Annotated in this window: 24 protein-coding genes; 22 read left to right on the top strand and 2 right to left on the bottom strand. The window is 33.8% G+C overall.

Annotated features, from left to right (window positions below; translation table 11 throughout):
* Positions 1–16 precede the first annotated feature (16 nt).
* Complete coding sequence (locus WAA20_RS20820) at positions 17–1,312, top strand: polysaccharide pyruvyl transferase family protein (protein WP_073386842.1); 1,296 nt, start codon at positions 17–19, stop codon at positions 1,310–1,312.
* Between the two features lie 49 nt (positions 1,313–1,361).
* On the opposite strand, the gene WAA20_RS20815 is transcribed toward WAA20_RS20820, so the two are convergent.
* Positions 1,362–2,840 (bottom strand): nucleotide sugar dehydrogenase, encoded by a 1,479-nt coding sequence (locus WAA20_RS20815; RefSeq protein ID WP_073386844.1) that lies wholly within the window; start codon positions 2,838–2,840, stop codon positions 1,362–1,364.
* A gap of 309 nt (positions 2,841–3,149) precedes the next feature.
* Here WAA20_RS20815 and WAA20_RS20810 point away from each other — a divergent pair, with 309 nt between their 5' ends.
* The 21 genes from WAA20_RS20810 to WAA20_RS20710 all read left to right on the top strand — a co-directional run bounded on the left by WAA20_RS20810 (position 3,150) and on the right by WAA20_RS20710 (position 25,501).
* On the top strand, positions 3,150–3,509 hold the full coding sequence (locus WAA20_RS20810) for a hypothetical protein (RefSeq protein WP_139263688.1): 360 nt from the start codon (positions 3,150–3,152) through the stop codon (positions 3,507–3,509).
* Between the two features lie 224 nt (positions 3,510–3,733).
* Positions 3,734–4,543: a CpsD/CapB family tyrosine-protein kinase gene (locus WAA20_RS20805; RefSeq protein WP_073386846.1), complete on the top strand. Its 810-nt coding sequence runs from the start codon at positions 3,734–3,736 to the stop codon at positions 4,541–4,543.
* Complete coding sequence (locus tag WAA20_RS20800) at positions 4,543–5,487, top strand: hypothetical protein (RefSeq protein WP_073386847.1); 945 nt, start codon at positions 4,543–4,545, stop codon at positions 5,485–5,487. Before WAA20_RS20805 ends, WAA20_RS20800 begins: the two co-directional genes overlap by 1 nt.
* 7 nt (positions 5,488–5,494) lie before the next feature.
* Positions 5,495–6,184 carry a hypothetical protein gene (locus WAA20_RS20795; protein ID WP_073386848.1) on the top strand — a complete coding sequence of 230 codons (690 nt, stop codon included), beginning with the start codon at positions 5,495–5,497 and terminating at the stop codon, positions 6,182–6,184.
* On the top strand, positions 6,174–7,166 hold the full coding sequence (locus tag WAA20_RS20790) for a glycosyltransferase family 2 protein (RefSeq protein ID WP_073386849.1): 993 nt from the start codon (positions 6,174–6,176) through the stop codon (positions 7,164–7,166). The genes WAA20_RS20795 and WAA20_RS20790 overlap by 11 nt, the downstream gene beginning before the upstream one ends.
* Positions 7,167–7,687: 521 nt before the next feature.
* Entirely contained in the window at positions 7,688–8,392 is a 705-nt protein-coding gene (locus tag WAA20_RS20785; RefSeq protein WP_139263690.1) for a hypothetical protein, read from the top strand.
* Positions 8,382–9,482 carry a glycosyltransferase family 2 protein gene (locus tag WAA20_RS20780; protein WP_073386851.1) on the top strand — a complete coding sequence of 367 codons (1,101 nt, stop codon included), beginning with the start codon at positions 8,382–8,384 and terminating at the stop codon, positions 9,480–9,482. The genes WAA20_RS20785 and WAA20_RS20780 overlap by 11 nt, the downstream gene beginning before the upstream one ends.
* A gap of 47 nt (positions 9,483–9,529) precedes the next feature.
* On the top strand, positions 9,530–10,444 hold the full coding sequence (locus tag WAA20_RS20775) for a beta-1,6-N-acetylglucosaminyltransferase (RefSeq protein WP_073386852.1): 915 nt from the start codon (positions 9,530–9,532) through the stop codon (positions 10,442–10,444).
* 21 nt (positions 10,445–10,465) lie between these two features.
* A complete protein-coding gene (locus WAA20_RS20770) occupies positions 10,466–11,455 on the top strand; it encodes a glycosyltransferase (RefSeq protein WP_073386853.1) in 990 nt (329 codons plus the stop codon).
* Positions 11,456–11,459: 4 nt separating this feature from the next.
* The gene (locus WAA20_RS20765) at positions 11,460–12,455 is read left to right on the top strand and encodes a glycosyltransferase (protein WP_073386854.1); all 996 of its coding nucleotides are present in this window, start codon (positions 11,460–11,462) and stop codon (positions 12,453–12,455) included.
* Positions 12,456–12,482: 27 nt separating this feature from the next.
* Positions 12,483–13,322, top strand: a complete 840-nt coding sequence (locus tag WAA20_RS20760; RefSeq protein WP_073386855.1) for a glycosyltransferase — start codon at positions 12,483–12,485, stop codon at positions 13,320–13,322.
* On the top strand, positions 13,319–14,860 hold the full coding sequence (locus WAA20_RS20755) for a lipopolysaccharide biosynthesis protein (protein WP_139263692.1): 1,542 nt from the start codon (positions 13,319–13,321) through the stop codon (positions 14,858–14,860). The genes WAA20_RS20760 and WAA20_RS20755 overlap by 4 nt, the downstream gene beginning before the upstream one ends.
* Positions 14,861–14,863: 3 nt before the next feature.
* On the top strand, positions 14,864–15,880 hold the full coding sequence (locus WAA20_RS20750) for a glycosyltransferase family A protein (protein WP_073386857.1): 1,017 nt from the start codon (positions 14,864–14,866) through the stop codon (positions 15,878–15,880).
* Positions 15,873–16,832: a glycosyltransferase family 2 protein gene (locus WAA20_RS20745; RefSeq protein ID WP_073386859.1), complete on the top strand. Its 960-nt coding sequence runs from the start codon at positions 15,873–15,875 to the stop codon at positions 16,830–16,832. Before WAA20_RS20750 ends, WAA20_RS20745 begins: the two co-directional genes overlap by 8 nt.
* Before the next feature lie 42 nt (positions 16,833–16,874).
* Positions 16,875–17,888: a glycosyltransferase family 2 protein gene (locus WAA20_RS20740; RefSeq protein ID WP_073386860.1), complete on the top strand. Its 1,014-nt coding sequence runs from the start codon at positions 16,875–16,877 to the stop codon at positions 17,886–17,888.
* A gap of 20 nt (positions 17,889–17,908) precedes the next feature.
* Positions 17,909–19,024: a polysaccharide pyruvyl transferase family protein gene (locus tag WAA20_RS20735; RefSeq protein WP_139263694.1), complete on the top strand. Its 1,116-nt coding sequence runs from the start codon at positions 17,909–17,911 to the stop codon at positions 19,022–19,024.
* Between the two features lie 110 nt (positions 19,025–19,134).
* Positions 19,135–20,691 carry a glycoside hydrolase family 5 protein gene (locus WAA20_RS20730; RefSeq protein ID WP_073386863.1) on the top strand — a complete coding sequence of 519 codons (1,557 nt, stop codon included), beginning with the start codon at positions 19,135–19,137 and terminating at the stop codon, positions 20,689–20,691.
* A gap of 87 nt (positions 20,692–20,778) precedes the next feature.
* Positions 20,779–21,891 carry a glycoside hydrolase family 5 protein gene (locus tag WAA20_RS20725; RefSeq protein ID WP_073386864.1) on the top strand — a complete coding sequence of 371 codons (1,113 nt, stop codon included), beginning with the start codon at positions 20,779–20,781 and terminating at the stop codon, positions 21,889–21,891.
* A gap of 330 nt (positions 21,892–22,221) precedes the next feature.
* Positions 22,222–22,653, top strand: coding sequence for a lasso peptide biosynthesis B2 protein (locus WAA20_RS20720; protein WP_073386866.1), 432 nt, complete (start codon positions 22,222–22,224; stop codon positions 22,651–22,653).
* Positions 22,654–22,667: 14 nt separating this feature from the next.
* Complete coding sequence (locus tag WAA20_RS20715) at positions 22,668–23,573, top strand: hypothetical protein (RefSeq protein ID WP_073386867.1); 906 nt, start codon at positions 22,668–22,670, stop codon at positions 23,571–23,573.
* Positions 23,574–23,587: 14 nt separating this feature from the next.
* Positions 23,588–25,501: an asparagine synthase-related protein gene (locus WAA20_RS20710; RefSeq protein ID WP_073386869.1), complete on the top strand. Its 1,914-nt coding sequence runs from the start codon at positions 23,588–23,590 to the stop codon at positions 25,499–25,501.
* Between the two features lie 27 nt (positions 25,502–25,528).
* On the opposite strand, the gene WAA20_RS20705 is transcribed toward WAA20_RS20710, so the two are convergent.
* Entirely contained in the window at positions 25,529–25,678 is a 150-nt protein-coding gene (locus WAA20_RS20705) for a hypothetical protein (RefSeq protein WP_167562694.1), read from the bottom strand.
* Between the last annotated feature and the right edge of the window lie 67 nt (positions 25,679–25,745).

Below are 25,745 nucleotides of genomic sequence, written 5' to 3'. Positions count from 1 at the left end.
GTAAAGGAAAGAATATATGAGAAAAGAAACGTTGGTAAAAAAGCTACTTATCTATATAAGAAGTAGTAAGTCAGAGTATGATGTTTTTAACCCTACAGACTATTCCTCGTTGAAGGAAAGATTGATAAAAGAAGGATATACGTCTTATCCAAATTATGGAAATAAGGTCTGGTATCAGGGAATACTGTCCGAACTGTATAGAGATGATCTTGAGTACTCATTTTATGATTACTCAGGAAATGTGGATTCTGTAAATGATAATTATGATGCAGTTCTTATGCCATGCGCAAATATATTTTCGGTGGAATTTGCAGATCGTCTTGTTGAAAATACGAAGTTTATAAAGAAGCTGAAAATACCGGTATATGTTATCTCATGTGGAATCCAGCTTGGTAAAGAAGAATCAGTTGATAGTCTTGTAAGACAAATTGGTAACGAGGCTGCTGATTTTATAGATGCGGTCTATTCTACCGGGGGAGATATATGTCTTCGGGGGTATATTACTAAGGAATTCTTTGATAGATTAGGCTTTACAGAAGCTTTTGTTGGTGGGTGTCCTTCAATCTATCAGCGTGGACGAGATCTTAAAATAATCAAGAAAAATATTTCTTCTAATAATCTTAAAGTTGCTGTAAATGGGCATAATAAAGAGCTAAAAACTAAACGCTATCGTGATATTTTTAAACTATATCCCCAAAGCGAATTTTTTGACCAGGATGAGTATGGCGAGTATTTATATTCTCCTGGCTTTATGACAGATGGAAATGTTAAAAAGATCATCTGGCATGTTCGAAAGAATGGTTATTTAGGCTGTAATTTGCTTTTTGATAAAAAAGTAAATATGTTTGCTGATGTTTCTGATTGGATTGGATATCTGTCTGAAAACAATTTTAGTATGTCTTTTGGATCGAGGATTCATGGGAATATTGTTCCAATTCTGGCTGGAATCCCAGGAGTAGTGAACAGTTGTGATTCTAGAACTCTAGAAATAGCACAGTTTTATAATATCCCTTGTTATTCATCGGAAGAGCTTGGGAAATTTAAAAATCTTTTTGAACTATATGAAGCAGTTGATTATTCTTATTTTAATGATTCCTATAAAGCAAAGTATGATGCTTTTGAGGCGTTTTTGAAAAAATGTAATTTAGCCTATAAGATGAATGAAGACAATATATTTGGAGTATCTTCAAATGTTAAAAAAAGTATCATTAATGAAAATGATATACAGAAGATGGAAAGAAAGTATAAACCGCTCAAGTCTTTATACTGGATGATTGATAAAAGTCTGAACATTTATCATGGAATAAGTTAGAAAAATAAGTAGTAAAAAGGTGCTATTTTTACAATAGCACCTTTAATCATTAATCTCTCTGGAACAGATCTCTTGTGTAAACCTTGTCTTTAACATCATCAAGACAGCTATTATAGCGGTTTGCAATGATTGAATGGCTAAGTTTCTTGAATCTTTCAAGGTCATTAACAACCTCACTACCAAAGAATGTAGAACCATCTTCAAGCGCTGGTTCGTAAATGACAACTTTAGCACCTTTTGCCTTGATTCTCTTCATAATGCCCTGAATAGAAGATTGGCGGAAGTTATCGGAGTTGGACTTCATTGTAAGTCTGTATACGCCCACAACAACCTCGTGTTCTTTTGATTTGGAGAATGCTTCAGAGTTACCGTAAGCTCCAGCTATTTCCAGAACTCTGTCAGCAATGAAGTCTTTTCTTGTGCGGTTAGACTCTACAATAGCTTCTATAAGATTTTCAGGAACGTCCTGATAGTTGGCAAGAAGCTGTTTTGTATCCTTAGGCAGACAATATCCGCCGTATCCGAAAGAAGGATTGTTATAATGTGTACCAATACGAGGATCAAGACATACGCCATTAATGATCTGACTAGTATTTAAATCTTTGCTTTCAGCGTAGGTATCAAGCTCGTTAAAATATGATACACGAAGAGCAAGATAGGTATTGGCGAATAGCTTAACAGCCTCAGCTTCTGTGAATCCCATGAATAAAGTGTCGATGTTCTTTTTAAGAGCACCTTCCTGAAGGAGAGCTGCAAATTCATGAGCTGCTTTGTCGAGAGCAGCATCTTCAGGATCTGTACTAACAATGATACGTGATGGATAAAGGTTATCATATAAAGCTTTGGATTCGCGAAGGAATTCGGGGCTGAAGATGATCTTGTTAGTGTTGAATTTCTTTCTTACAGATGCTGTATATCCTACAGGAATAGTTGATTTGATTACCATAACAGCATTTGGATTAACAGATAATACAAGCTCGATTACAGCTTCTACAGCAGATGTATCAAAATAGTTCTTCTTAGCATCATAGTTTGTTGGAGCTGCAATGATAACGAAGTCAGCATCTTTATATGCAGATGCTCCATCTGTTGTGGCGGTAAGATCAAGATCTTTTTCTGCAAGATATTTTTCAATATAATCGTCCTGGATAGGAGACTTTTTGTTGTTGAGCATTTCAACCTTTTCAGGAATGATATCAACAGCAGTTACGTGATTGTACTGAGCAAGAAGTGTAGCAAGTGAAAGACCTACATAACCAGTGCCGGCAACTGCGATATTTTTTGGTGAAGCCTTTGGTAAAGAATTTCCATTGTCAGAATCTTCAAAAAGATCTACAATATCAAAGCTTAATGTTTCAGCCAAAGCTTCGAGCTGAGGAATAGAAGGCATATACTCGCCTGATTCAAGATGACTTAACATGGTACGATTGATACCTGTAGCTTCTGCCAGTTGTGCCTGAGTCATGTTAAGAGCTTTGCGCTGAGTAATAATTGTATTAGTAAGTAATGATTGAGAAATTTTTTTCATTCTAAATACCCCTTGATTGAATGTTATTAGAAATAACAATATTTTTATAAACAACTATATATACAATAACATTATAAGGGAAAAAGTCAATTGTTTATTTTGAAAATCGCAAAAATGTTATCATCGATAACATTTTGCGAAAATAATAATGTAGCACTTTATACAAAAAAGGATAATTCAATATTTTTAATCGGTTATTAAAAAACTAATTATTGGTAATTATGACTATATTGAAAAATAGCTATAATTGATAAAATATAAGTGTTAGAGGTTTTCGTGATATATACTCACAGAAAGGAAGCGTGCGTATTGAGCGAATTATATTGTAAGAAGTACTCTTATGGTAATACATTGTTTAGTATTGTTCTGTGTGATGAGGATGACGCAAGGCTATTAGAGTTTTTCGAGAATAATGTTAAAGAAGTTATTAATTCAAAAGAAGAAATGTACAGTTGGCTGATATCACATGACATTTATTTCTTTGTTCGTTACTTAAGGAAAGATAGATTTGTGATAAATCATCTACTTAGCTTATATGATTTTAAAAGAAATAAAAAAATATATCCTCCTTCTAATAAAGCACTTGCAAAATATGAAAGCGATGATGAGCTTATCCAGGAGCTTGTACTTGCTTTTAGCTCGGAAGGATATCATATAGTTGAAATGTAATTAAGGCGTTTGCAAGCCGGCAGGTTTATTCCTGCCGGTTTTTTATTGTAAGTAATAGCAGAAATAAGGCATTTGAATACAGCTAGCATACAAATAGTAGCATGCTTTCAACATTGTTAGATTACTTGACCATATTATAGGATTTGTTTATAGTAGATAAGGTTTGATGTAATATGGATATACTGTGGGCTAGGAATAATTAGCCAAGTAAGGGAAGGAAAGGCATGGAAGAAAAAGTTTTAGAGTTGTATGGGAATGAAACTCCTGCTGTCAACGAAGCGATAGACCGTATAGTTGTCGGTATATACGAGATGAAGCGTGAATATAAGGCTAGTTCATTCCTTTTTACAGGTATTGGAAGTGGAGTTGGAACAACAACAGTGGCACTTGGCATAGCTATTGCTTTGTCTGAGGCTGGATGGAAGACACTTTTTGTTGATTGTGACTTCAGAAAAGGTAACGAATTCAAGAGAATAAGTGCGCCGGCAGGTATGGATCTTGCAACATACTTAACTGAAGATGATATAGATGAATCAGAGATTATCTGTAACACATCATATGAAAATCTGTATTATATTGCATCCGGAGAAAGGTACAATACTCCGGTAAGACTTTTATGCAGTGACAAGATGGAGGCTCTTTGCACTGGATTTAAGTTTGAATATGATTTTATCATTTATGATCTGCCTTCAATTAGCATTGTAAATGATGCTAAAGTTCTAATTCCATCAGTAGACAAGTATGTTCTGGTTGGCGGTGTAAATATTTCAACTAAGAAACAGATATTTGATGCCAAGGTGGCTCTTCTTCCTTATGGTAAGAAGAATGGCGGAATAATTGCTAACAGAATGGAAAAATCCCAGTATAGAAAGAATATTAAAGATTATAACTATTTCGAGGAGAAGAATCTGAGAAAGACAGTAAGGCGTAGAAGGAAATTCAAATCAACTCCTAAGAATTATTCACTTACTCAGAATGATATTGATATTCTTACTAAGAATAAGAACGGCATAAAGGAAGGTGAGCAGAGATAATGAAGTCTATTAATATAAAAAGAACTGTCTTAATCCTTCTAATAACATGTGTTATGTTTGCCGCGTCTTTTGCGTTTGCAGGTGTTAAGGCAAGTGCTATCGAACCTGAACCACTTGATAATGCGACTTTGGTCATCACATCTTATAGTATTGATGGTGGAGAGTATATTACTCCGGGTGAAGTATTTACATTAAATATTACAGTAAAAAATACAAGCTATACTCAGCGAGTAGGAAATGCATACGTTACATTTACAGAGCCTGATAATCTTATATATGCAGAATATGGTAAGACAGCTGTAGGCTATCTTGGATATTTCAAAGAAACCGAAGAGAAGCATACTTCATTAAGACTCGTTGCATCTGAAGCAATTAGTACAACAGAGGTTCTTGGTTATTTGACACTTACTTTTGCTGATGCATTCATTACTCATAATGAAATCGTTAATCTTGTACAGATTCCTGTATCAGATAGCGGTATCGTCGTAGTTGATAATTATGATGCTACAACAGAGGCAACAACAGGATCTGGTAACCGAATTGGTGTAACATATCATAATAGTGGTAATACTTCCATTGGTGATGTTGTTCTTCATATGTCAGGAAGCACTATAGTACCTCAGTATCATGAGCTTGGATCACTTACAAGTAACGCCGTAGAAACTGCTGATGTATACCTTATCTTTACAATCCCAGGTTCTCAGAGTGTTGATTTCTATTTTACATATGTAGATTCAGATGGAATAACTCATCAGACAGCTACACAGACATATACATTTAATGTAACAACTCCTGAGGCTAATGAAATAGAAGATGTTTCTATCACTAACAACTATCGAATCAACAAGATAGTCAGTGTGGTAGCGTGTGTGGTATGTATTTTGATTTCCGGTATATTGGTTCTTGTATACAGAGTTAATGCTAATGGTAGAAAAAGAGGATAAGTGAATAATGAATATTAATGAAGATATCCGATTTGAAGATTTTATAATAAGTTTTAAAACCGTCTGGAATAAGATAATAATCTGCCTTGCAGGGGCATTTTTAATGTTTGCAATAGGTATTGTTCTTACATGGAATTCAGACGTAAGTAACTATTATTCATCATATGTAAGACTTTACAGTAACAGCTATGGTAATGTAGAGGAATCTAATGATGCAATGATAATTATGAACAGCTATGCTGAAGTAATAACTAGTTCTAAGGTATGTGAAAGAGCGGCATCTTCTTTGCCTCAGTACGGGTTTTCTGCATCTGAAATAGCTGATCTGCTTAAGGTTTCATCTTCTGATAAAGTCGTAATCATGATAGAAGCAACTTATACTGATCCTAATGTTGCAGAAGCTGTTGCGAATGCTGTTGCAGAATCCTTTGTTATAGAGATGAGGAATATAACCGGTACTAATGCTGTTCAGATTCTGGATTCAGCTGATGGCGCAAGAAGAACATACAGCGGTTTCGGTCGTTTATGGGAAAAACGTATGTTATTTTTTGCCATAGGATTTGTTATGGTAGCAGGAGTTATATTCGTGATGGAGCTGTTTTCTAATAAAGCTCGCCTTGTAGAGCAGTTTACACTTGATGAAGACGATTTTATTTTGGGAATAATCCCTGAAGCGGATTCAAAAAATGGAAAATAATAAGGCTATACTGTCAGTAATAATCCCAGTCTATAATGCTGAAAAATACATTTCTGAATGTCTTGATAGCATCCTAAAAAAAACTGACTTAAATATTGAAGTGTTAGTTATAGATGACGGTAGTACTGACGATTCTAAAAACATAATTGAAGAATATATTCGAAAAGATAATCGAATAAGGTATATTTATCAGAATAATGGAGGGGTATCTACAGCTAGAAATAATGGACTAGATAATGCCAGTGGCAAATATATCCTATTTCTTGATGCAGATGATTATTTGGAAGAAGATGCCTTTGAAGATCTTTTTTCAAGGCTTGAAATGGATATGCCTGATTTTATGGCATACGCCAAAAAGATATTATATCCTGACGGCCGGGGAAAAGACGTTTATTTTGATTTTAAAGATAATACATGTCAGGATTCAAAATATATATTTGAGCTGATGTATGCATCATCTTCTTTTAATGAGTGTTGGGGGAAAGTTTTCAAGAAAGATATTATAGATAAGTATCATCTTAGATTTCCCAAAAACATTAAAATAGGCGAAGATCTTCTCTTTGTCTATGATTATTTTGAAAAATGTAAAAGTTTTAAGCTTGTCAATAAATGCCTTCTGGTTTACAGGCAGCATGACGAAAGCGCCATGAGAAAGAGCATAACGGACGATAGGCTTAGGATAACAGATATGTTATATACTGCTGGACAGAAATATCTTGATGAGATAGGTAATAAGGATCTTAGATATAAGGCAGATATTTATTATTTTAGGGTAATTACAAACTTATGCAGAGAGTATGCGGCGTCAGAAGATAGTAGTAAATGTATCAAAAGGATCTACAACTCCGATGTTACAGCAAAAATAATGAGAAAACTTAAGTTTAAAATGATTCCGCTGTATAAAAAACATGAATACGTACTGTTGAAATTTAGGCTTATAAAACTCTCTGCAATTTATTATGAATTAAAAGCAAAGGCATAAAGATAATGAGTTCTATATCATTGGCTGAAAGAAATTTAAAGAACAGACAAAACTTCATACAGATGTTATATACATGTGCTCTTTTGCTTTTGGCTTACAAGAATATAACAGACTCTTCGGTAATTATGAAAAAGCCGGATATAGTAGATAATCTTATTATTATGCTTTTTACAGGTATTATTGGAGTAAAGCTGATAACTCAGAGGTACACATATGCAAAGCTTATCTTTTCGGTATGCTTATTTTGCTTATGTGTGTACACATGTATTAAGTGCTATTACTTTTATTTGTATTTTACAGCGTTGCTATTTATTGGAATACAGGATGTTGATCTTGAAAAGGTACTTAATATAGTATGGAAATTTAAGGCGTTTCTTATATCTATTCATGTCATTGTATATATGATCAACTTTTTATCAAATCCATATAGTGTGCCTTATTCATATCGAAATGGTGTACAGAGAATGACCTTTTATCAGGGTCATGCTAATACTTTCTCTATGTATATCTGCTGGATTTCCATGGAGTTTTTATATTCTAATTTCAAAAAACTCACGCCATTAAAATTAGGTGTACTTTGGCTTATCAACTATGTATTCTATATTTTTTGTGATTCAAATACGGCATTGACCATAATCACTTTTGCGTGTTTTTTAATTGCCCTTACAATGTTAAAGAATGGCTTGGTAAAATATTATGAGTTTTTATTAAAGATTTTTTCAAAATACCTGTATGCTTTTTTATCAATCTTTTTTGTAACCATAATTATAGGATTTGTTAATGGCTACTTTTTAAGCATTTTTGAAACACTTAATGAGTTGTTTACAGGTAGACTTTTATATGGTGCAGTCGCATATGATATGAAAGGATTATCTATATTTGGTAAGGTTGTAGAATTCGACTCAAAGGTATATTGGAAGGGTTACTGGATTGACGGAATGATCTTTGATAACTGCTACATTTGGATGATGGTATGTTACGGTATTGTATACCTTGTTCTTATATCTTTAGCAGCGATAGTTTTTAACTCAAGGATGGATGTAAGAGACAGGATATTTATAATACTTTATACGCTTTATACGATCATGGAAGCATATGTAATGAATGCTGCTATTTGTTTTCCGCTTCTGATCTTTGGAATGTATTTTACCGGACGAAGAGAGCCAAAATTATCAGCAGGTATTAATAGATTATGGAAAAAAGGACACGTTATAGATGAAAACTAAAGTAAGTATCATTATTCCTGCATATAATATCAGGGATTATATAGAGAAATGTCTTCAAAGTGTACTGGATCAGGACTATGAGAAAGATAGCCTTGAGATTATAGTTGTTGATGATGGTTCTACAGATGGAACTTCAGAAATACTTGATGAATATGCAAGTAAAAACAATATTATAAAAGTAATCCATAAGCTGAATGAAGGTGTTTCTGCCGCCAGAAATGATGGTATAAAAGCTTCTACCGGAGAATATATCTTTTTCTTTGATGGAGATGATTTTCAGGAAAGATATACCTGTAGTGAACTTGTTGATATAATCAAGCAGCAATCAGCAGATGCAGTAATATATGGCTATTACAGGTATGAAGACGGAAAGATTTATGAGACTTCACTTCCAAGATTTTCAAAAGATATATATGAGAATGAAGAAGTAATCAAAGATGTAATGCCTGCTTTTATAGGTCTTTCCTATGAAGACGTAAACAATTGGATCGCCGGAGTGCCTGGCTCATTATACGTAGAAAACCCGGCACTTTGGCGAATGCTTTGTAAAAGAAGCATTATCATAGATAACGATCTTAAGTTTGATGAAACATTAAAGGTAGGAGAGGATACCTGCTTTATTTCTGAGTATCTTAGTTGCTGTAAGAAAGTATATGTCCAGCAGAAATGTTATTATTATCTGGTTACCAGATCAACTTCTGCTATATACAGATACGAAAGAGAGCCTTTTTCTAAACTGGAAGGCAAGAAAAAGCTTAACGATGCAAGACAGAAGCTTGTTGAAAGAGTGAAGAAGCGCTCTGGAGTAGATATTACATATACTTTTGCCGGAACTATAGTTATGTCTGCAGTAGAGATGGCTTTCCAGCTTTCAGGAAAGAATGCAAATGCAAGCAGAAAACAGCGCTACGAAGGATTTAAAAGCTTTGTAGAAGATAAAAGAGTTTTAAAACTAATAAGTGAATATTCCATAGGAAATGGCTCACTTGTAAAAAGAATACCATTCGTTATTTTAAAAAAGAGATGGTTTCACTTACTATTTTTGGCTACAACAATGCTTCATGTGGTCGGATATAAGTTTAAACGATAAAACATAGCTTGGACTTTGCATAATCTATAAATATATTGGAGTGATTTATGAAAATTGCTTTCTTGAATTTGTGCCATACAGATCCCGAGCTTGTTGCAAGGTGTGCAAGAAGACTTTGTGCAGATTCGGATTTTGATATGTATGTGCACGTAGATGCAAAACAAGATATTGAACCTTTCAAAAAAGCTTTAAAAGATATAAGAGGTGTTTATTTTACACCAAACAGACATAAGGTTTATTGGGGTGGATATAATGCTATTCATGCCAGCTTTGAATTGATTCGTACAGCACTAAACAGTGATAAAAGTTATGACTATTATGTGATGATGCAAAATCTTGATTATCCGATCAAGACTAATGTTGAAATTAAGCAATTTTTTGAAAGTAATAAGGGGAAAGAGTTTATAAGGGGCTGTCCTATCGCAGGGACTAAGGACTGGGAGTTTTCTAGAAAATATAAGCTTTTTTATATGAAAGATAATCCATATGGAAGAGCGTCCAATAAAAATCCCAAAAAACTTCTTAATACTATAGCATCAATAGTCATGAGTGTTACTACGATTGGCTTTAATGGTACTATTCATGAACATGACAGCGATTATGACATATATTATGGATGTGCACAGTGGGCTGTTACTGATGAATGTGCCAGATATATTGATGATTTTGAAAGATCTCATCCACGGTTTAATCATAAAATGAAGATTATGCAGTTTCCTGATGAAGAATATTTTCATACAGTAGTGCATAATTCGAGGTTCAAGACCAGATGTTATAAGTATGATGAACCGGAAGCCAGATGGCTTGTTAATTGGAGAAACCTGACATACTTCGAATTCCCCAGGGAAGTAACCGTACTGACTAAGGCAGATTATCAGAAACTAAAAAGTGTACCGGATCTTTTTTGCAGAAAAGTAAGAAGTGATATTTCTAAAGATTTATTAGACGAGCTTGATAAGTAAATAATAAGGACGGGATATAATTTGAATAATCCACTGATAACTGTGATAGTTCCAATCTATCATGTTGAAAAATATCTTCATAGATGCATAGACAGCATAATAGGACAGACATATAAAAATCTTGAGATCATTCTTGTAGATGATGGCTCCGGAGATGCATGCGCTTCAATATGTGATGAATATGCCAAGAAAGATTCCAGGATAGTGGTCATCCATAAAGAAAACGGCGGCCTTTCTGATGCCAGAAATAAAGGAATAGAAGCGGCAAAAGGCGAATATCTGGCATTTGTAGATTCTGATGATTATATTCATAGGGATATGTTCAAAATATTGATGGATACACTACTTCAAACGGATTCAGATGTAAGCATGTGTTCTTACAAGTATGTTTATGATGGAGAACCGGATGAAACAGATGTATCTTTTGGGACAGATCATCAAGTAGATATAATGGACGGGCATAAAGCTCAGAACCGCTATTATAGCGGAGATAAAAAACTTGAACTGACTGTCGCTTGGAATAAGCTTTATAAAAAAGAATTGTTTACAGAGCTTCGATATCCAAAGGGAAAAATATTCGAAGATGAATTTACAACATATAAAGCTCTTTATAAATGCTCTAATATCTGTTTTGTGGATCTTCCATTATATTATTACCTTCAACGAAAAGACAGCATAATTGGTGTCATGAATGGACATAGGGATTCCAAGGTTGTAGCAGCTTACCTTCAACGAATAGATTTTTATAGAGATAATAATGAAGAAGCTCTTTGGCGCAAAGGCGTTATGCACTGCCTTCATATGATGTGCTATTTCAATTTAAACTGTGCTCGTTCAGTCAGTGATGATGGCGGGATAAAGAAATGTTACAGAAAAGAATTCTTAAGTGCTGTAAATAGTTATGAAAAGGCATCTAAAGGCTTTAGTGCACGAGAGAGATTTGAGATTGTTTTATATAAGCTTAATGCAGGCCTGTATTACAGGATATGGAGAATGACAAAAAGGAATTAATACGATGAAAGAAGATCTGGTAAGTGTAATCATACCAATCTATAATGCTTCAAAGTACTTGAGCAATACAATTGAATGTATACTGAATCAAACATATAAGAATCTTGAGCTCATTCTTTTAAATGACGGTTCAACGGACAACAGTTTATTTATTTGTAATGAATATAGTGCCAAAGACCATCGAATAATAGTTATAGATAAACCAAATTCAGGGCAGGGAGATACTCGTAACAAAGGAATAGAGGTAGCTTCTGGAAAATATATTTATTTTGCAGACAGTGATGACCTTATGGATTTGAAACTAATTGAAACTGCAGTTCGTGGGATAGAAGACAACGATTTATATGTTTTCAATTATTATCATTCCTATGTAAGAAAAGATGGTGGAAGAACTAATCAAAAAGAAAGAGACTTTCTTGAAGGTGATTATAAAATAGGCTCCGATAAAGAAAGACTGAAATTTATTTCTAACAATTTCCTAAACTATGGTTGTGGTTTTGAGGTATGGAATAGATTATATAGGGCGGATATTATAAAAAACAGAAATATCAGATTTCCTGTGTTTAAGCCTGTAATTGCAGAAGATGTATGCTTTAATCTGTTTTATCTGATGCACATAAACAAGCTTAAAGTAACTAATGAAAGACTTTATTATTACTTATATAGGTCAGATTCTTCTATGGGACCTGACAGAGGAATAGTAAGAGTTAATCAATATAACAGACTTAGCAAATGTCTTTATGAATATCTTGATTCCATAAATTATCGATATATGATCAGTAACTTTAGTGTGATACATATAAAGCTCTTATATCATGAACTAATGAACATGTCATTAAAGGATGCTGGCAAAGAGCTTAACAAGATAGAGGATTACGATTTTAATAGTAGCAGATTGATAGAGGCACGAAGAAAACCTTTATTGTTTATAGAGGTTATGGGTTTTGTAAAAGGTATAAAATACTATTTTTTATCAAGATATTATTATGTAAAAAAATGATAATCAGAAAAAAGATAGGGGACATAAATGGTTTCAGTAGTAATAACAACATATAAAAGACCACCGGAAGCCGTGGAAAAAGCTGTACAAAGTGTTCTTGATCAGACATATCAGGATCTTGAAATACTGATAGTAGATGATAATAAGAATAATAGTGAAGAAAGTAAGTTAATTGCAGAAGCATTTTCTGGAAGAGACAGAATAAAATACATCAAACAGGATGGAAATAAAGGGGCATGCGCTGCCAGAAATCTTGGTATAACTAATGCTCAAGGCGAGTATGTGGCTTTTCTTGATGATGATGATACATGGGAACCTGAGAAGCTTGAAATGCAGCTTGCCAGATTTAAAGATGCTGATGAAAACGTAGCTATGGTTTATTGTCTGGGAGATGTTGTTGATATATCTACGGAGCCTCCGACAGTAAGTGAGTACTACACAACAAGGTTATATAAGGATGAGATTACATTTCATGACCAGCTCAAATATGACTATATCGGAAGTACATCTCAGGGTCTTATGAGAAAAAGTGCCTTAGTTAAGCTTGGAGGTTTTGATGAAAGCCTTCCGGCAAGACAGGACTATGAGATGTGGCTCAGAATCAGTAAGAATTACAGGATTTACGGAGTAAAAAAGGTGCTGTTCCATTATATACAGCATGGTATGGAGCAAATTACAAAAAGCCCCAAGAAGGCATGGACAGGATACAAGATAGTATATAAGAAATATTATGAAGATTATAGAAAAGATCCGGATGCTCATATTGGTATGCTGCAGAGAATAATAGAAACAGTAAAGGAATATAACTACTTTTTGTATCAATATTATAGAATTAAAAAACATATTATTAAAAGGTTTGTTAAGTGATGCGTAGTGAAAATGTTATTAAGAATAGTATTTGGACAACAATAAATACAGTAATAACTATAGCAATTGGATTTATATCAAGAACTATTTTTATTTATATATTAAATTCAGAATACCTTGGTATAGATGGATTATTTTCGAATATTTTATCTCTTTTGTCTCTTTCAGAACTGGGATTTGGTTCGGCAGTAACTTTCAATCTGTATAAGCCTCTTAGAGAAAAAGATGAGAAAAAAATTGCTGCAATAATGAATTTCTATAAATGGATTTATAGAATGGTAGCAATTTTTATTTTTGTAGTAGGAATGTGCCTTGTCCCCTTTTTACGATATATAATCAAAGACACGACATTTGACATCAAATATATCACGGGAATATATGTTCTGTTCCTTATTAAAACTGCAATAACATATTTATATTCATATAACTTTACGTTGGCTACAGCAGATCAAAGAGGATATATTATTGGACACATCACTATGATCAATAATATAGTCACACCCATTGCCAAGATAGTTGCGCTGGCGATCACCAGAAGTTTTGTTGCATATATTGTTGCAGAAATTGTATTAACGCTGGGATTCAACTTAATCAAAACCCTGCATGTGAAAAAAGCTTATCCTGTTCTTGAAGATACCAAGTCATCTCTTGAAAAACAGGAAACAAGAAAAATACTAAAGGATGTACAGAATATCTTTCTGGGAAAAGTATCAACTACAGTACTTACATCTACAGATAATCTTATAATTTCATCTTTTGTAAACGTTATTTCTGTCGGTTTTATGTCTAATTATAATACATTGGTCAATTATATATCGACATTTATATCTGGGGCGCTATATTCTGCGCAGGCCAGTATAGGTAATGCTATTGCTTCTGAAGGAAAAGAATATGTGTATAATATTCTTAAAAAGCTAACGCTTATCACACTTTTTGTTGCCTCATTTGCAACGACAGCCTTATTTTGTTTGTCCAGTGATTTTATTTCTATAGTGTGGTCCAAGAATGAAGACATGACATTGCCTGTTGTTACAGTATTTATCGTAATGTTTAATGCATTTTTTCAGTTCATTAAGTCGCCTTTATGGATAACGCTTACCAGCGCTGGCTTATTTGAAAAAGATAAATATATATCATTTATTGGTATGGTAATGAATATAGTGGTTTCATTGATCCTGGTTCAATACTTAGGACTTGTCGGTGTTATTCTTGGAACTATTATTTCACAGTCAGTACAAATGATCTTGAAGGCCAAACTTTTGTTTAATGAATATTTCTTTATGGGTAGTGGAAAATATTTATTACTTATACTTGAATGCTTTACTTTATTTGTAGCCGAGGAATTGTTAACATACTTTATATGTATAAATATTCCCGTATCAAATATATATTTGCTATTTGTTTGTAAGATGTTTATGTGTGTGATAGTGCCCAATCTTATGAACTACGCTATTTTCCATAAGACAGAGGAATATGAATATTTTTTAAAATTGATTCTCAAAATAACTAAAATTGTTCATCGTAAAAGAAGGTTTTAATTAATGAGAAAAAGGGTTTATGTAATAGTTCCTGCATACAATGCGAATAAATATATAGGTGGGTGCCTGGATAGTATATTGAAGCAGTCTTATCAGAATTTATCTGTTATAGTTGTTGATGATGCATCTACAGACAATACTTTAGACATTATCAGGCATTATTCAGCTACAGATAGCAGAGTAATCTGTATTTCATCAGAAATTAACGCAGGTGCAGCAAGTTCAAGAAATAAGGCGCTTAGTTATGTGGAAAACCAGGATAAGAACAGTTTTATTTGCTTTGTAGATGCAGACGATTATATTCATCCCGACTACCTGCAAATATTAATAGATAAACAGTTTGACAGTAAGGCTGATATTGTCTGGTGCCAGCCTTGCAACACTACTAAAAAATACAATGAAACAGTTTTTGAAGCAGTAACTACAAAACCGTCACATGATAAGATCATTCCAGCTAAAGATTTATTATTAAAAGAAGAATACAGAATCATGTATAGCATGGTGTGGGGGAAGCTATTCGATGCAAGACTCTGGGATAATGTGAGATTTCCTGAAGATCTTAGATATTATGAAGACGGAGCAACAACATTTAAGGCTATTTATAACGCCGATATGGTTCTTATAACCGATGCTAAATTGTATTATTATTACTATTCACAAAACTCAGCCACAAGAGGTTCATCCAGCATAGAAAAGTGTGATTGCGGTATAGCAACTTCTTTAGAAAAGATAGATTTTTATACGCGGCATAATGAAAAAGAATTATTACAAATGACATATGTAGGATATGCTAATACCATTTTGAAAAATATAAGAGAAAGTGACGTAATTGGTAGCAAAGAATATAAAAGTAAGATGCGAAAGGCATATAAAGACATATATTTAAAAGCAGTCAGATGTAACAATATAGGGATTGATCAGAAGATCAAATTCATTATTTACAGGTTTTTCCCGGATTTACAAAAGTACTATATAAGTTTAAAGATGGTCTTATTAAAAAGGATAAAAAAGCATGAATAGCGTGCAAGTCTCAGTAATAGTCCCTGTTTTTAATGTTAAGAAATACCTTCCGGAATGTCTTGACAGTATTCTTTCACAAACCTATAGCAATTTTGAATTGATACTTATTGACGACGGTTCTACGGATGGGAGTGGAGAAGTATGCGATGAGTATGCTTTGAAAGATTCCAGAATCGTAGTTATACATAAAGAAAACAGTGGAGTTGCTGACGTAAGGAATTTAGGCATAAGCCGAGCTAAAGGTGAGCATATATGCTTTGTTGATTCCGATGATATTGTGAATCCGACATACATACAAGTATTGTATGAAACAGCAATTAAAGAAGGTGCTGGAATAGTTATGTGTAATTACATCTTGTTTAAAGATGGAGAAACTATTCCAAGTGATATCGTAGCTAAGCAAAATGCCAAAATAGTAATCACAGAAAAAGAGATGGAAGACGAAGCCTTTTCTGCTGAAAATACAGTAAAGCTTGTTATTCCTATCAATAAAATATATAAAAAATCACTAGTTGATAAAATAAAATATCCTTCCGGGAAGATTCATGAAGATGCATATGTGTATCACCGTCTCCTTCACGAAGCAAAACAGGCAATCTTAATACCAGATGTATTGTACTATTATCGAAAACGAGCAGATTCCATTACTAATAGCAGTTTTACCGTAAAAGAACTGGACGATTCTATGGGAGCGGTTATAGACAGAATAGATTTTTATAAAGAGCTAGGAAACCAAAGGTTATTTGATATTGCAGTAGATGGATATTTATATTTCCTTTGGAGAAATATAGAACAGATGAAAAAAGAAGGTATCGATGATTATCAGGAGTTGATAAAACCATATATTAGAATGCTCAGAGACAAGATTAAGTATCTAAAGATCTCGAAATATTACCCGGTGAAAAAACTGATAAAAATGTATTATATAGCATATCTGAAAAAAAATTTTTAATGTAATTACGATTCGATTAGATAAGATAAGGGGAGAGATTTTATGGGAGCTTCTGTGTCAATAATCGTCCCAGTATATAATCAGGAAAAGTACTTAGGACAATGTATAGAAAGTATTGTGAGGCAAACCTACTCAAATTTTGAGTGCATATTAGTTGATGATGGTTCTACAGATAATAGTCCTAGAATATGTGATGAATTTGCAAAGAAAGATAGCAGGATAAAAGTTATTCATAAGGCAAATCAAGGTGTTTCTTCTGCAAGAAAAGATGGTTATGAACTTGCAACGTCAGAATATATCTGCTTTGTAGATAGCGATGATTTTTTGGCTGATGATTTTGTTAAAGTGATGATTGAAAAAATGATAGAGACTGGTTCTGATGTATGTTCTTGCAGCCATTTTCAATATGATAATGGTAATGTTATAACAAATACCTATGAATTTCCGAGTCTTGTAATTGATAAACAACAGATACTTGATGAATATCTGTTGCCGATTATTGGAAAGATATATGCAGATGGATACAAAAATTATCCTGGATATATTTGGGGAAAAATGTATAGAAGGTCATTGATTTCTTGTGATTGTTTTCCTTCAGAAAGAGACTTTTTCCCAGAGGATGATCTTTTTCATCTTTATATAAGTAAGAAGATAAATAAAGCTGTTTTTATACCGGATAAGTTGGTTTATTATCGTGTAAATGAGACATCTTTTACGCATGCTTATCGAAAGAATATCTGGCAATTATGCAAAAACAGACATTTGAGAATAGTTGATTTTTTTAATGATAATATGGACAGTCGGATTCAGAAAAGAGTTTCTGCTTCTGGATTTTTTTCGGTATATGTAACGCTCAGAAATGCCTATGAATCAGGCGGGTATATTTCATTCAAAAAAGAATTGAAAGAAATGATAGGTGATGACACATTTAAACCAATATTGTTGGAACTAGATAACAAGCTTTTAAGACCACGACAGAAAGTAATGGTTGTACTATTAAGATTTAGATGCTATTTCTTTTTATATCATGCTAAAAATATTCTATTTAGAAAATAGAATATGCCAAATCAATAATTTTGAAAATTTATGGGGGAAGAATGGTTCTGCTACGCGCATTCGTAAATAATAATTTTGGAGATGACCTGTTTATTAGTATTATCTGCAAAAGATATCCAAATACGAAGTTTGTGATGTTTGGATTAAAAAAATATAGAGATAGTTTTACAGGCATTCAGAATCTAAAATATATTGTCTTGGATTCAATTCCAATGAAAATGATACATAAAATTTTTTCTCTTATAAAAAGAGACTATGATTTGGTAGCAAGAGAAATTCCATTTATAAATTTTTGCTCAGGNCTTTTTGAGCAGAGTGTATTTATAACAGGGTCATATTTTGCGGAAGCATCTGATTGGACCAAAATTATGGACTATAAATGGTATAAAAAACATCCTCATATAATTGGTTGTAATTTTGGACCATGGAAGAGCGAGAGATATCTGGAAGAATATCGCAGATGTTTCGCACTTGCTGCGGAGGTTTCATTTAGAGATCAGTTTTCATTTAATCTTTTTAAAGAAATGCCTAATGTAAGATATGCGCCGGATATCATTTTTGGAATAGAGAAGGGACAGATAACGGACAATGGATATTATATAATTTCTGTTGTTAATCCTCTGAAAGATGATTACCTTAATAGAGATAATAGCATAGTAGAAAAATATATCCAAAAAATGGCTTCGATATGTAATTATTTATCAACATTAGGAAAAAAAGTCTATATTGTTTCATTTTGTGAAGAACAGGGTGATAACATGATTGCATCAAGAATAATGGAAAACTGTGATAATATAGATCTTGTAAAGAATATAACTTATGGAAATAACTATAATATTGATTATATGATCAAACTTTTCAGAGAATGTCACATGGTTATTGCAAGCAGGTTTCATGCAATGATAATGGCTATAAGATTTCAAAAGTATGTTATTCCGATAATCTACAACAACAAAATGACAACCGTACTAAACGATATCAATTTTGCAGGGGATTTTTTTGCAATAGAAAATATTGAAGAGCTGTGTCTGGAAAATGTTATGAAGGAAGAGTATATCTGCCCGATGGAAATGATCGATCAAATAGCAGAAAAATCTCTAAATCACTTCTGTGAGCTAGATAAGATTCTTAACTGATATTAATATAGAATTACTGAAGGAAAGCCAAAGAGAATAGGAGCAAAAATGGCTTATATGAGAATGTATACAGAGTATCAACTGTATTATTAGTAGCGTGAGGTTAACTTATGAAAAGATTATTATCAATAATGTTAATAATTGCATTATCATTTTGCGTAATGTCGTGCGGAATGTACACTGAAAGCGGAATTGCCAGTGCTGAAAACGGCAGTTCTACTAAGGTTGTTGTCAGCTCACAGAATGCAAATATAGTATATGCGAGCGAAGATCTGTCAGTTGATGAGCTTTTTAAAGACATGGGTAATGGAATGAGCCTTGGTAATGATCTTGACGTTTGCGACTGGGATACAATTGGCTCGAATAAGGCGATTGATTATCAGGCTGCAGCGATATATACTACGAACCCATATAGCGCCTGGGATGCGTCATCCTATCAATATTTTTCATATGATGGATCTCTTCATTTTGTCTGGAAAATAGATTCTCTTAAGGCGGCTACCAGTACAAAATGTGATTCTTTTGCCATTCAGATAGTATCACATGATGCTAATGCTCAGAATAAGCCACTTACATGTACTATTACAAATGCAACATTTACAACTTCATCAGGTTCAAAGTTTACAATGGGCAATCTAATAGGTTCCCATACACTTACAATGAAAAATGAAGTAACTGAGTACGTATATCAGCCTATGTCATCATTTGATGGTGTTAAAACGACAGGCGATGTTATTGGTGGAACTATAGAGATAGATCTTAAACTTGAGGATTTCTACTACGATGTAAGTTCGGAGATTGCCAAACTTGAAACTTATTGGGGAAATCCTGTGGCAACTGAAGATATGATCAAGGCAATAAGCGACAGAGGTTTCAAGACATTGAGAGTTCCGGTTACTTATTTTAACCACATGTCTGATAATGGAACAATTGATACAGCATTTCTGGACAGGGTTGAAGAGGTTGTTGACTGGGCGTTAAAGTATGATATGTATGTTATAGTCAGTATTCAGCATGATACGGGTAATAGTGGCTGGATCATGGCATCAGAGAGCAATTACAAAAGTAATAAGAACAAAGTTGAATATATGGTCACCCAGATAGCAGATAGATTCAAGAGTAAGGATGAAAAACTTATACTTGAAGGTTTCAATGAGGTGGTCAATGAAAAATGCCAATGGGATGACAATATTCCTGACAAAGATCTTGCTGCAATGAATATGTGGAATCAATTATTCGTTGATACCGTCAGGGCAACTGGAGAGAATAACAAAGATAGATATCTTCTTGTAAATACTTATGCTGCAATGTCAACAAAGAAGGTTTTGGATGCGTTTGTTTTACCATCGGATACTGCAAACAATAAGATACTTGTTGGTTTGCATTGTTATTTTACGCTTAGTAATATGCAGGAAAAATTTGCCATTATGACCGAGTTTACACAAAAGTATAATGTCATTATCGGAGAATGGGCTTTCTGGATTTCCAAGGATGGAGATAATCGTATTGAAGGAGCAACAGAATACTTAAAGTATGTTAACGCTCTGGGAGTTCCTGCTATATGGTGGGATAACGGTCATATTAATGAGATGGCTATATTTGATAGGAAAACACTTACGTGGCCTAATGAAGAACTTGTGGAGTTGATCATTACTGGCGGTAAATAAAANGGATTGAATTTAATGTAGTGATTGTAATTACAGCATGTAGCAGTCACTAATTAAGAAATATATAGGCTAGTTTAGGAGATAGACGTGAAAAAGAAGATTGGAATAATAATAGCAGTTTTTACAGCTCTAATAGTTGCAGCATGTGCAGTAGTAGTTTTTTGGTACATAGGTATACCAAAACAGCAGGTAGTAGCTGAATCATCAGAGTCAAGAGCCTTTGTAAGAGAAATGGGCGTTGGAATTAATATCGGTAATTCACTAGATGTTTGTGATTGGAACAATATGTTTACTATGGATGCAAATCCGAGTACATATGAAACAATTTGGTGGAATGCACCTATTACAGAAGACCTTATCAAAATGATTGCAGATAAAGGTTTTGGAACGGTCAGGATACCTGTAACATACATGAACCATATTGATGAAAAAGGAAATGTTGATCCTAATTGGCTTTTGAGAGTATCAGAAGTTGTTTCTATGGTTATTGATAACGGTATGTATTGCATAGTTGATATTCATCATGATACAGGTAATGATGGTTGGATCAAGGCTTCCAAGAGTAATTACAATGACAACCGTGATAAGGTTGCCAATATGATAATACAGATTGCAGAATGTTTAAAAGATTATGATGATCATTTGATCCTTGAGGGGTTTAATGAGATGGTAGATGATAATACCAGATGGACCGATGTTCCATATGAATCATTATCTATCTATAATAATTGGAATCAGTTATTTGTTGATTTGGTTAGAGCAACGGGATCAAACAATGCTACCAGATTTTTGCTTATAAATACTTATGCAGCCACTTGTGATGGGCGAAATATAGATTATTTTGAACTTCCTACTGATTCTGTTGAAGATAGGCTATTAGTTGGCGTTCATGGTTATTTAAAATATGAAAAAATGGAAACTGGCTTTGATAACATAAAAAAATTATATGATAGAGGATATGCAATAGTAATAGGTGAGTTTGGAACTACAGGTGATAGTAACGTTGATAGAGTTCAATATACAGCCGATTATTCACAAAAAGCAGCTGAAATAGGAGCGTGCCCGATACTCTGGGATAATGGGTCAAATGCAAAATCCGCAGCAGAAGTGACTAATTATGCAATTATGGATAGAAAGAATCTGAAATGGTATTTTCCAGAGATAGCGGAAGCATTAATTAATGGACATAAAATTTCATAAAGTGTAAGAGTTTACAGTGAAATCCTTCATTGACGGGGCATTTGATTTATGTTAAAATTACTCCGTTTTTGAAGGATTTGTTTTTGAAATAAGGTATGTAACAGTTTTAGGGGCAATTGATTTAGGGGGAAGAGATAATTCTATCAGGGTTATTGAAATTCTAAAGAAACCCTTTTCCACATCTTAAAGAAGACTGATAATATTTTGAATGCGCGCAGGAGCTTGGTGGCTGTATATACACTTATGCTGTTAGATTACCCTAACTTATAAAAAGGGCATTTTTAGGCGCTTTAACAGATTCGAACTATATTATAAAAACTTGGTGTTATTATGATTAATTTAAGATCCTTTATATTTGATAACAAAGAAAAGTCAGTAACAATAAAGGCGTACATTTATTCTTTTTACTATCGCTATATTGTTAAGCATACACCTGCTAAAAAGCTTGAAGACAGGCTTGGAGTAAGAGGAGAAGAAACTCCTTATGAGGAAAGCAGGGATAAGATTGATTTAGCAAAGCTATATGCTTTTCACATCAATAGGATCACAGAAAGACTTCCTTGGGAAGAGAAGTGCCTAGTAAGAGCACTTTCATTAAGAAAATTCTTAATAAAAAAGAACATCCCTTGTACCATATACCTTGGCGTGAAAACAGAAAAGGGTAAACTTGAAGCCCATGCGTGGCTAAGATGTGGGAATCTCTGGGCTACAGGAGGGAATGGAGATGAATATACAACAGTTGCTAAGTTTGCAACATATTAAGGAGTTTGATTTTTATGAAAAATAAAAAACATTATTACAAAATATATGGTCTTACACTTGCGTCGGATTATGAATTTCCACAGTTTGTAAAATTGGAAAAAGAACCTATAGAGACAGATATAGAGATTATATATGGGGGAATTCCTGATTTTATTGAACCGCAGATTCAGCAAGGCTATTATAAAGGAATAATGAAGGGTGAGATGTGGTTCCATAACAGTGCTGGCTTATTCTACATTCATAATAAGAAAACTATCAATTTTATTGAATACAAGAATGGAACTGTTGATGATGCTGCGGTTTTCCTTCCGGGATTATGTCTTTCAATACTGCTTTGGTATCGTAAGATGCTGATGATACATGGAGCATGTTTGCGAATAAAGGATAAAACAATAATTGTAGCAGGAGATAGTGGAGCAGGTAAATCAACTCTCACTACGGAGCTTATTAAAAGAGGCGCCTTACTTATGGCTGATGATGTGACAGGAATAGTATTAGAAAATGGTGAGTTTATTTCGTATCCGGCGTTTCCTGCTCAGAAGCTTTGCGAAGATCAGGTAGAGAAGAATGGTCTTGATACAACAAATTTAAGACAGGTTAGATATGATCTTAATAAATTTGAGGTTTCAAGAGAAAACGATTTCTATAACAAACCTGCAAAAGTTGATGCGCTCTTCAGAGTTGAAGTTCAGGATGTTACTGAACTTACTAAAATGGAGATTACAGGAGCAGATAAACTTAAGACTATTTTAGACTGTATTTTCATAAACTGGCTTTTTAATAAGGCATTTAGGCTTGAGCCTGATGATATGGTGAGATGTATAGGTTTATCTAATCAGATTGCCGTACACAAGATATGTAGAAATAAAAAACAGAACACACTTAATGAAATATTGGAGTATATAGAGAGTAATGTGTAATGGGGTGATATAGAATGTCAGCAATATGGGGGTGCATTGATTTATCAGGTAATAACATAGATTCAAATATTCCTGATAAGATGAGCAAATGCATAAATAAATATAGAATTGATCGAACAGACAGGATATTTGAACATAATGTATACATGGAATGCGGATTGCAGTACATTACAAAGGAATCGCGCCTAGAAAAGCTTCCATTTGTACAAGACAATATCTTCTTTACAGCAGATGTTATTCTTGATAACAGGAACGAATTACTAGAAGAGATTTTTGCTGATGGATCAGCTACCGATGGAGAACTTCTTTTTAAGGCTTATCAAAAGTGGGGAGACCAATTTGGAGATCATGTACTAGGACTTTTTTCTTTTGCAATTTACGATAAAAACAAAAATGAGTTTAGATTGTACACGGACCATCTTTCTAACAGATGTATACATTATTATGTAAATGGGAGTAAGGTCTATTTTTCCACATTGACATCATCCATTACTGATGCTGTTCCCGATATTGAAATCTGTGAGAAGTGGATGTATGCTTCTCAGGCAACAGATTTATCGTATTGTTTCCTTTTTGACGGATTGACACCATTTGAAGGTGTGTACATATTACCATACGGAACCGGTATTATTTTAAAAAATCAGTCTGGAAGTATATCTAAGAAGATAGTCAGATACTATGACCCAATTTATTCCATAGAGGAAATGAAAAAGTTTGATGACAAAAAGTGCAGAGAGCTTTTCAGAGAGACTTTCTTTAATTGCGTCAAAGATACGCTAAGAACTGATGGCGAATATGGAATATTATTGAGTGGCGGTTTGGACTCTACAGCTGTTGGGAGTGTTGCTGCAGACTATCTAGAAAAGAAAAACAAGAAATTATATTCTTATACATCTGTTCCGTTAAAGGATTATGTTGAAAAATTCGGTAGAACAAGTGGCTATAAGATCGATGATGAATCAAAGGAAGTTTTGGAATTTTGTAAACATTATCCTAATATTAATCCAAGCTTTTTGGAATGTGAAGGTGAAAATTTGTTCACACATGTGGAAGAGCTATGTGATTACTTGGAATTACCGTTTAAAGCACTTATTAATTATGTATGGCTTAATGACAGCTTTATTAAGGCTAGGGAACAGGGCGTAAAGGTTGTTCTGAGCGGTTCATATGGGAATGATACTATCTCATACGGCAATATGGAGAATACCCTGGAAAGGCTGATTACACGATTTCATTTTATAGAAGCGTATAAACAGTTTGAAGTTTTCACCAGGAAAAAGGGAATTATAAAAAAGCGTTTTGCTAAGCGTTTCATGAAAGAGCTTTTTTCTATTAATAAACGTTCAGAGATTTATTGCGACGAAAGAGGTTATAAAAAAGAACTATTCGAATTGCATAACATAAAGTCTGAGTGGGAAAAGATTTTTCAGGGAATGACAGGCTCTATCAGGACCAGAGAGACATACATTCGACGTGTTTTTTCAAATGGAGTACTGCAATTAACCGGTGTTGTAAATACTAAAGCAGGTCTTTATTATGGCATTGTAATGCGTGATCCTACAATGGATAAGAGAATGTTGGAATTATGTCTTGCGTTACCATATAAATGCTTTGCTTGGGATGGGATTGAGAGAAGGCTGGTAAGAGAATATCTTAAGGACTATGTGCCGGATGAGATTAGACTAAATATGAGGTTTAGAGGAAGACAGAGTGCTGATGCAGTGCTTCGCCTTGACAGATTTGGCGTCAAAAATGTTCGAAGCCTTTCTGAGATGGTATCAGATAAGATCAGTAAGTACTATGATCTTGAATTGGTAAAAAAAGAAATGGATAAGCCGAACACTGCAGATAATATTGACTGGAAAGCAAAGGTTGTTTCATGCGCTGTATTTCTTGATCAATATAGCATAAAAAAAGAAGGAGAATAAATCTCCTTCTTAATTAAAGCCCTAAGATTATCTAGGAAGTGGTCCGCTAGCGTACTCTTCTGCTGGTATACCTGCAGAGTAGTTGATAACACCATCGTGCTCTGTAATCTGGTTATAGCCGCCTGCTGTCTCGTTGATTTCGAGGGACTCCATAACTGGTGTGTTCCAAGCCTTCATTTCATACGTCCTCCTTTTTTTATTTGTGAACTGTTGTTCGACAGTTATAAGTATATAAGAACCATTA

It is taken from the genome of Butyrivibrio fibrisolvens (assembly GCF_037113525.1).
GTDB classification, from domain to species: Bacteria; Bacillota; Clostridia; order Lachnospirales; family Lachnospiraceae; genus Butyrivibrio; species Butyrivibrio fibrisolvens.
Note: the sequence above shows the minus strand (reverse complement) of the source record. Positions and strands in the feature narration are given on the sequence as shown.

Coding starts and splice junctions, on each gene's coding strand:
- WAA20_RS20765 (WP_073386854.1), top strand. CDS start 11,460: ATGAAAGAAGATCTGGTAAGTGTAATCATACCAATCTATAATGCTTCA.
- WAA20_RS20720 (WP_073386866.1), top strand. CDS start 22,222: ATGATTAATTTAAGATCCTTTATATTTGATAACAAAGAAAAGTCAGTA.
- WAA20_RS20800 (WP_073386847.1), top strand. CDS start 4,543: ATGAAGTCTATTAATATAAAAAGAACTGTCTTAATCCTTCTAATAACA.
- WAA20_RS20750 (WP_073386857.1), top strand. CDS start 14,864: ATGAGAAAAAGGGTTTATGTAATAGTTCCTGCATACAATGCGAATAAA.
- WAA20_RS20785 (WP_139263690.1), top strand. CDS start 7,688: ATGGAGTTTTTATATTCTAATTTCAAAAAACTCACGCCATTAAAATTA.
- WAA20_RS20820 (WP_073386842.1), top strand. CDS start 17: ATGAGAAAAGAAACGTTGGTAAAAAAGCTACTTATCTATATAAGAAGT.
- WAA20_RS20715 (WP_073386867.1), top strand. CDS start 22,668: ATGAAAAATAAAAAACATTATTACAAAATATATGGTCTTACACTTGCG.
- WAA20_RS20795 (WP_073386848.1), top strand. CDS start 5,495: ATGAATATTAATGAAGATATCCGATTTGAAGATTTTATAATAAGTTTT.
- WAA20_RS20730 (WP_073386863.1), top strand. CDS start 19,135: ATGAAAAGATTATTATCAATAATGTTAATAATTGCATTATCATTTTGC.
- WAA20_RS20775 (WP_073386852.1), top strand. CDS start 9,530: ATGAAAATTGCTTTCTTGAATTTGTGCCATACAGATCCCGAGCTTGTT.
- WAA20_RS20790 (WP_073386849.1), top strand. CDS start 6,174: ATGGAAAATAATAAGGCTATACTGTCAGTAATAATCCCAGTCTATAAT.
- WAA20_RS20780 (WP_073386851.1), top strand. CDS start 8,382: ATGAAAACTAAAGTAAGTATCATTATTCCTGCATATAATATCAGGGAT.
- WAA20_RS20760 (WP_073386855.1), top strand. CDS start 12,483: ATGGTTTCAGTAGTAATAACAACATATAAAAGACCACCGGAAGCCGTG.
- WAA20_RS20805 (WP_073386846.1), top strand. CDS start 3,734: ATGGAAGAAAAAGTTTTAGAGTTGTATGGGAATGAAACTCCTGCTGTC.
- WAA20_RS20745 (WP_073386859.1), top strand. CDS start 15,873: ATGAATAGCGTGCAAGTCTCAGTAATAGTCCCTGTTTTTAATGTTAAG.
- WAA20_RS20815 (WP_073386844.1), bottom strand. CDS start 2,840: ATGAAAAAAATTTCTCAATCATTACTTACTAATACAATTATTACTCAG.
- WAA20_RS20710 (WP_073386869.1), top strand. CDS start 23,588: ATGTCAGCAATATGGGGGTGCATTGATTTATCAGGTAATAACATAGAT.
- WAA20_RS20705 (WP_167562694.1), bottom strand. CDS start 25,678: ATGAAGGCTTGGAACACACCAGTTATGGAGTCCCTCGAAATCAACGAG.
- WAA20_RS20740 (WP_073386860.1), top strand. CDS start 16,875: ATGGGAGCTTCTGTGTCAATAATCGTCCCAGTATATAATCAGGAAAAG.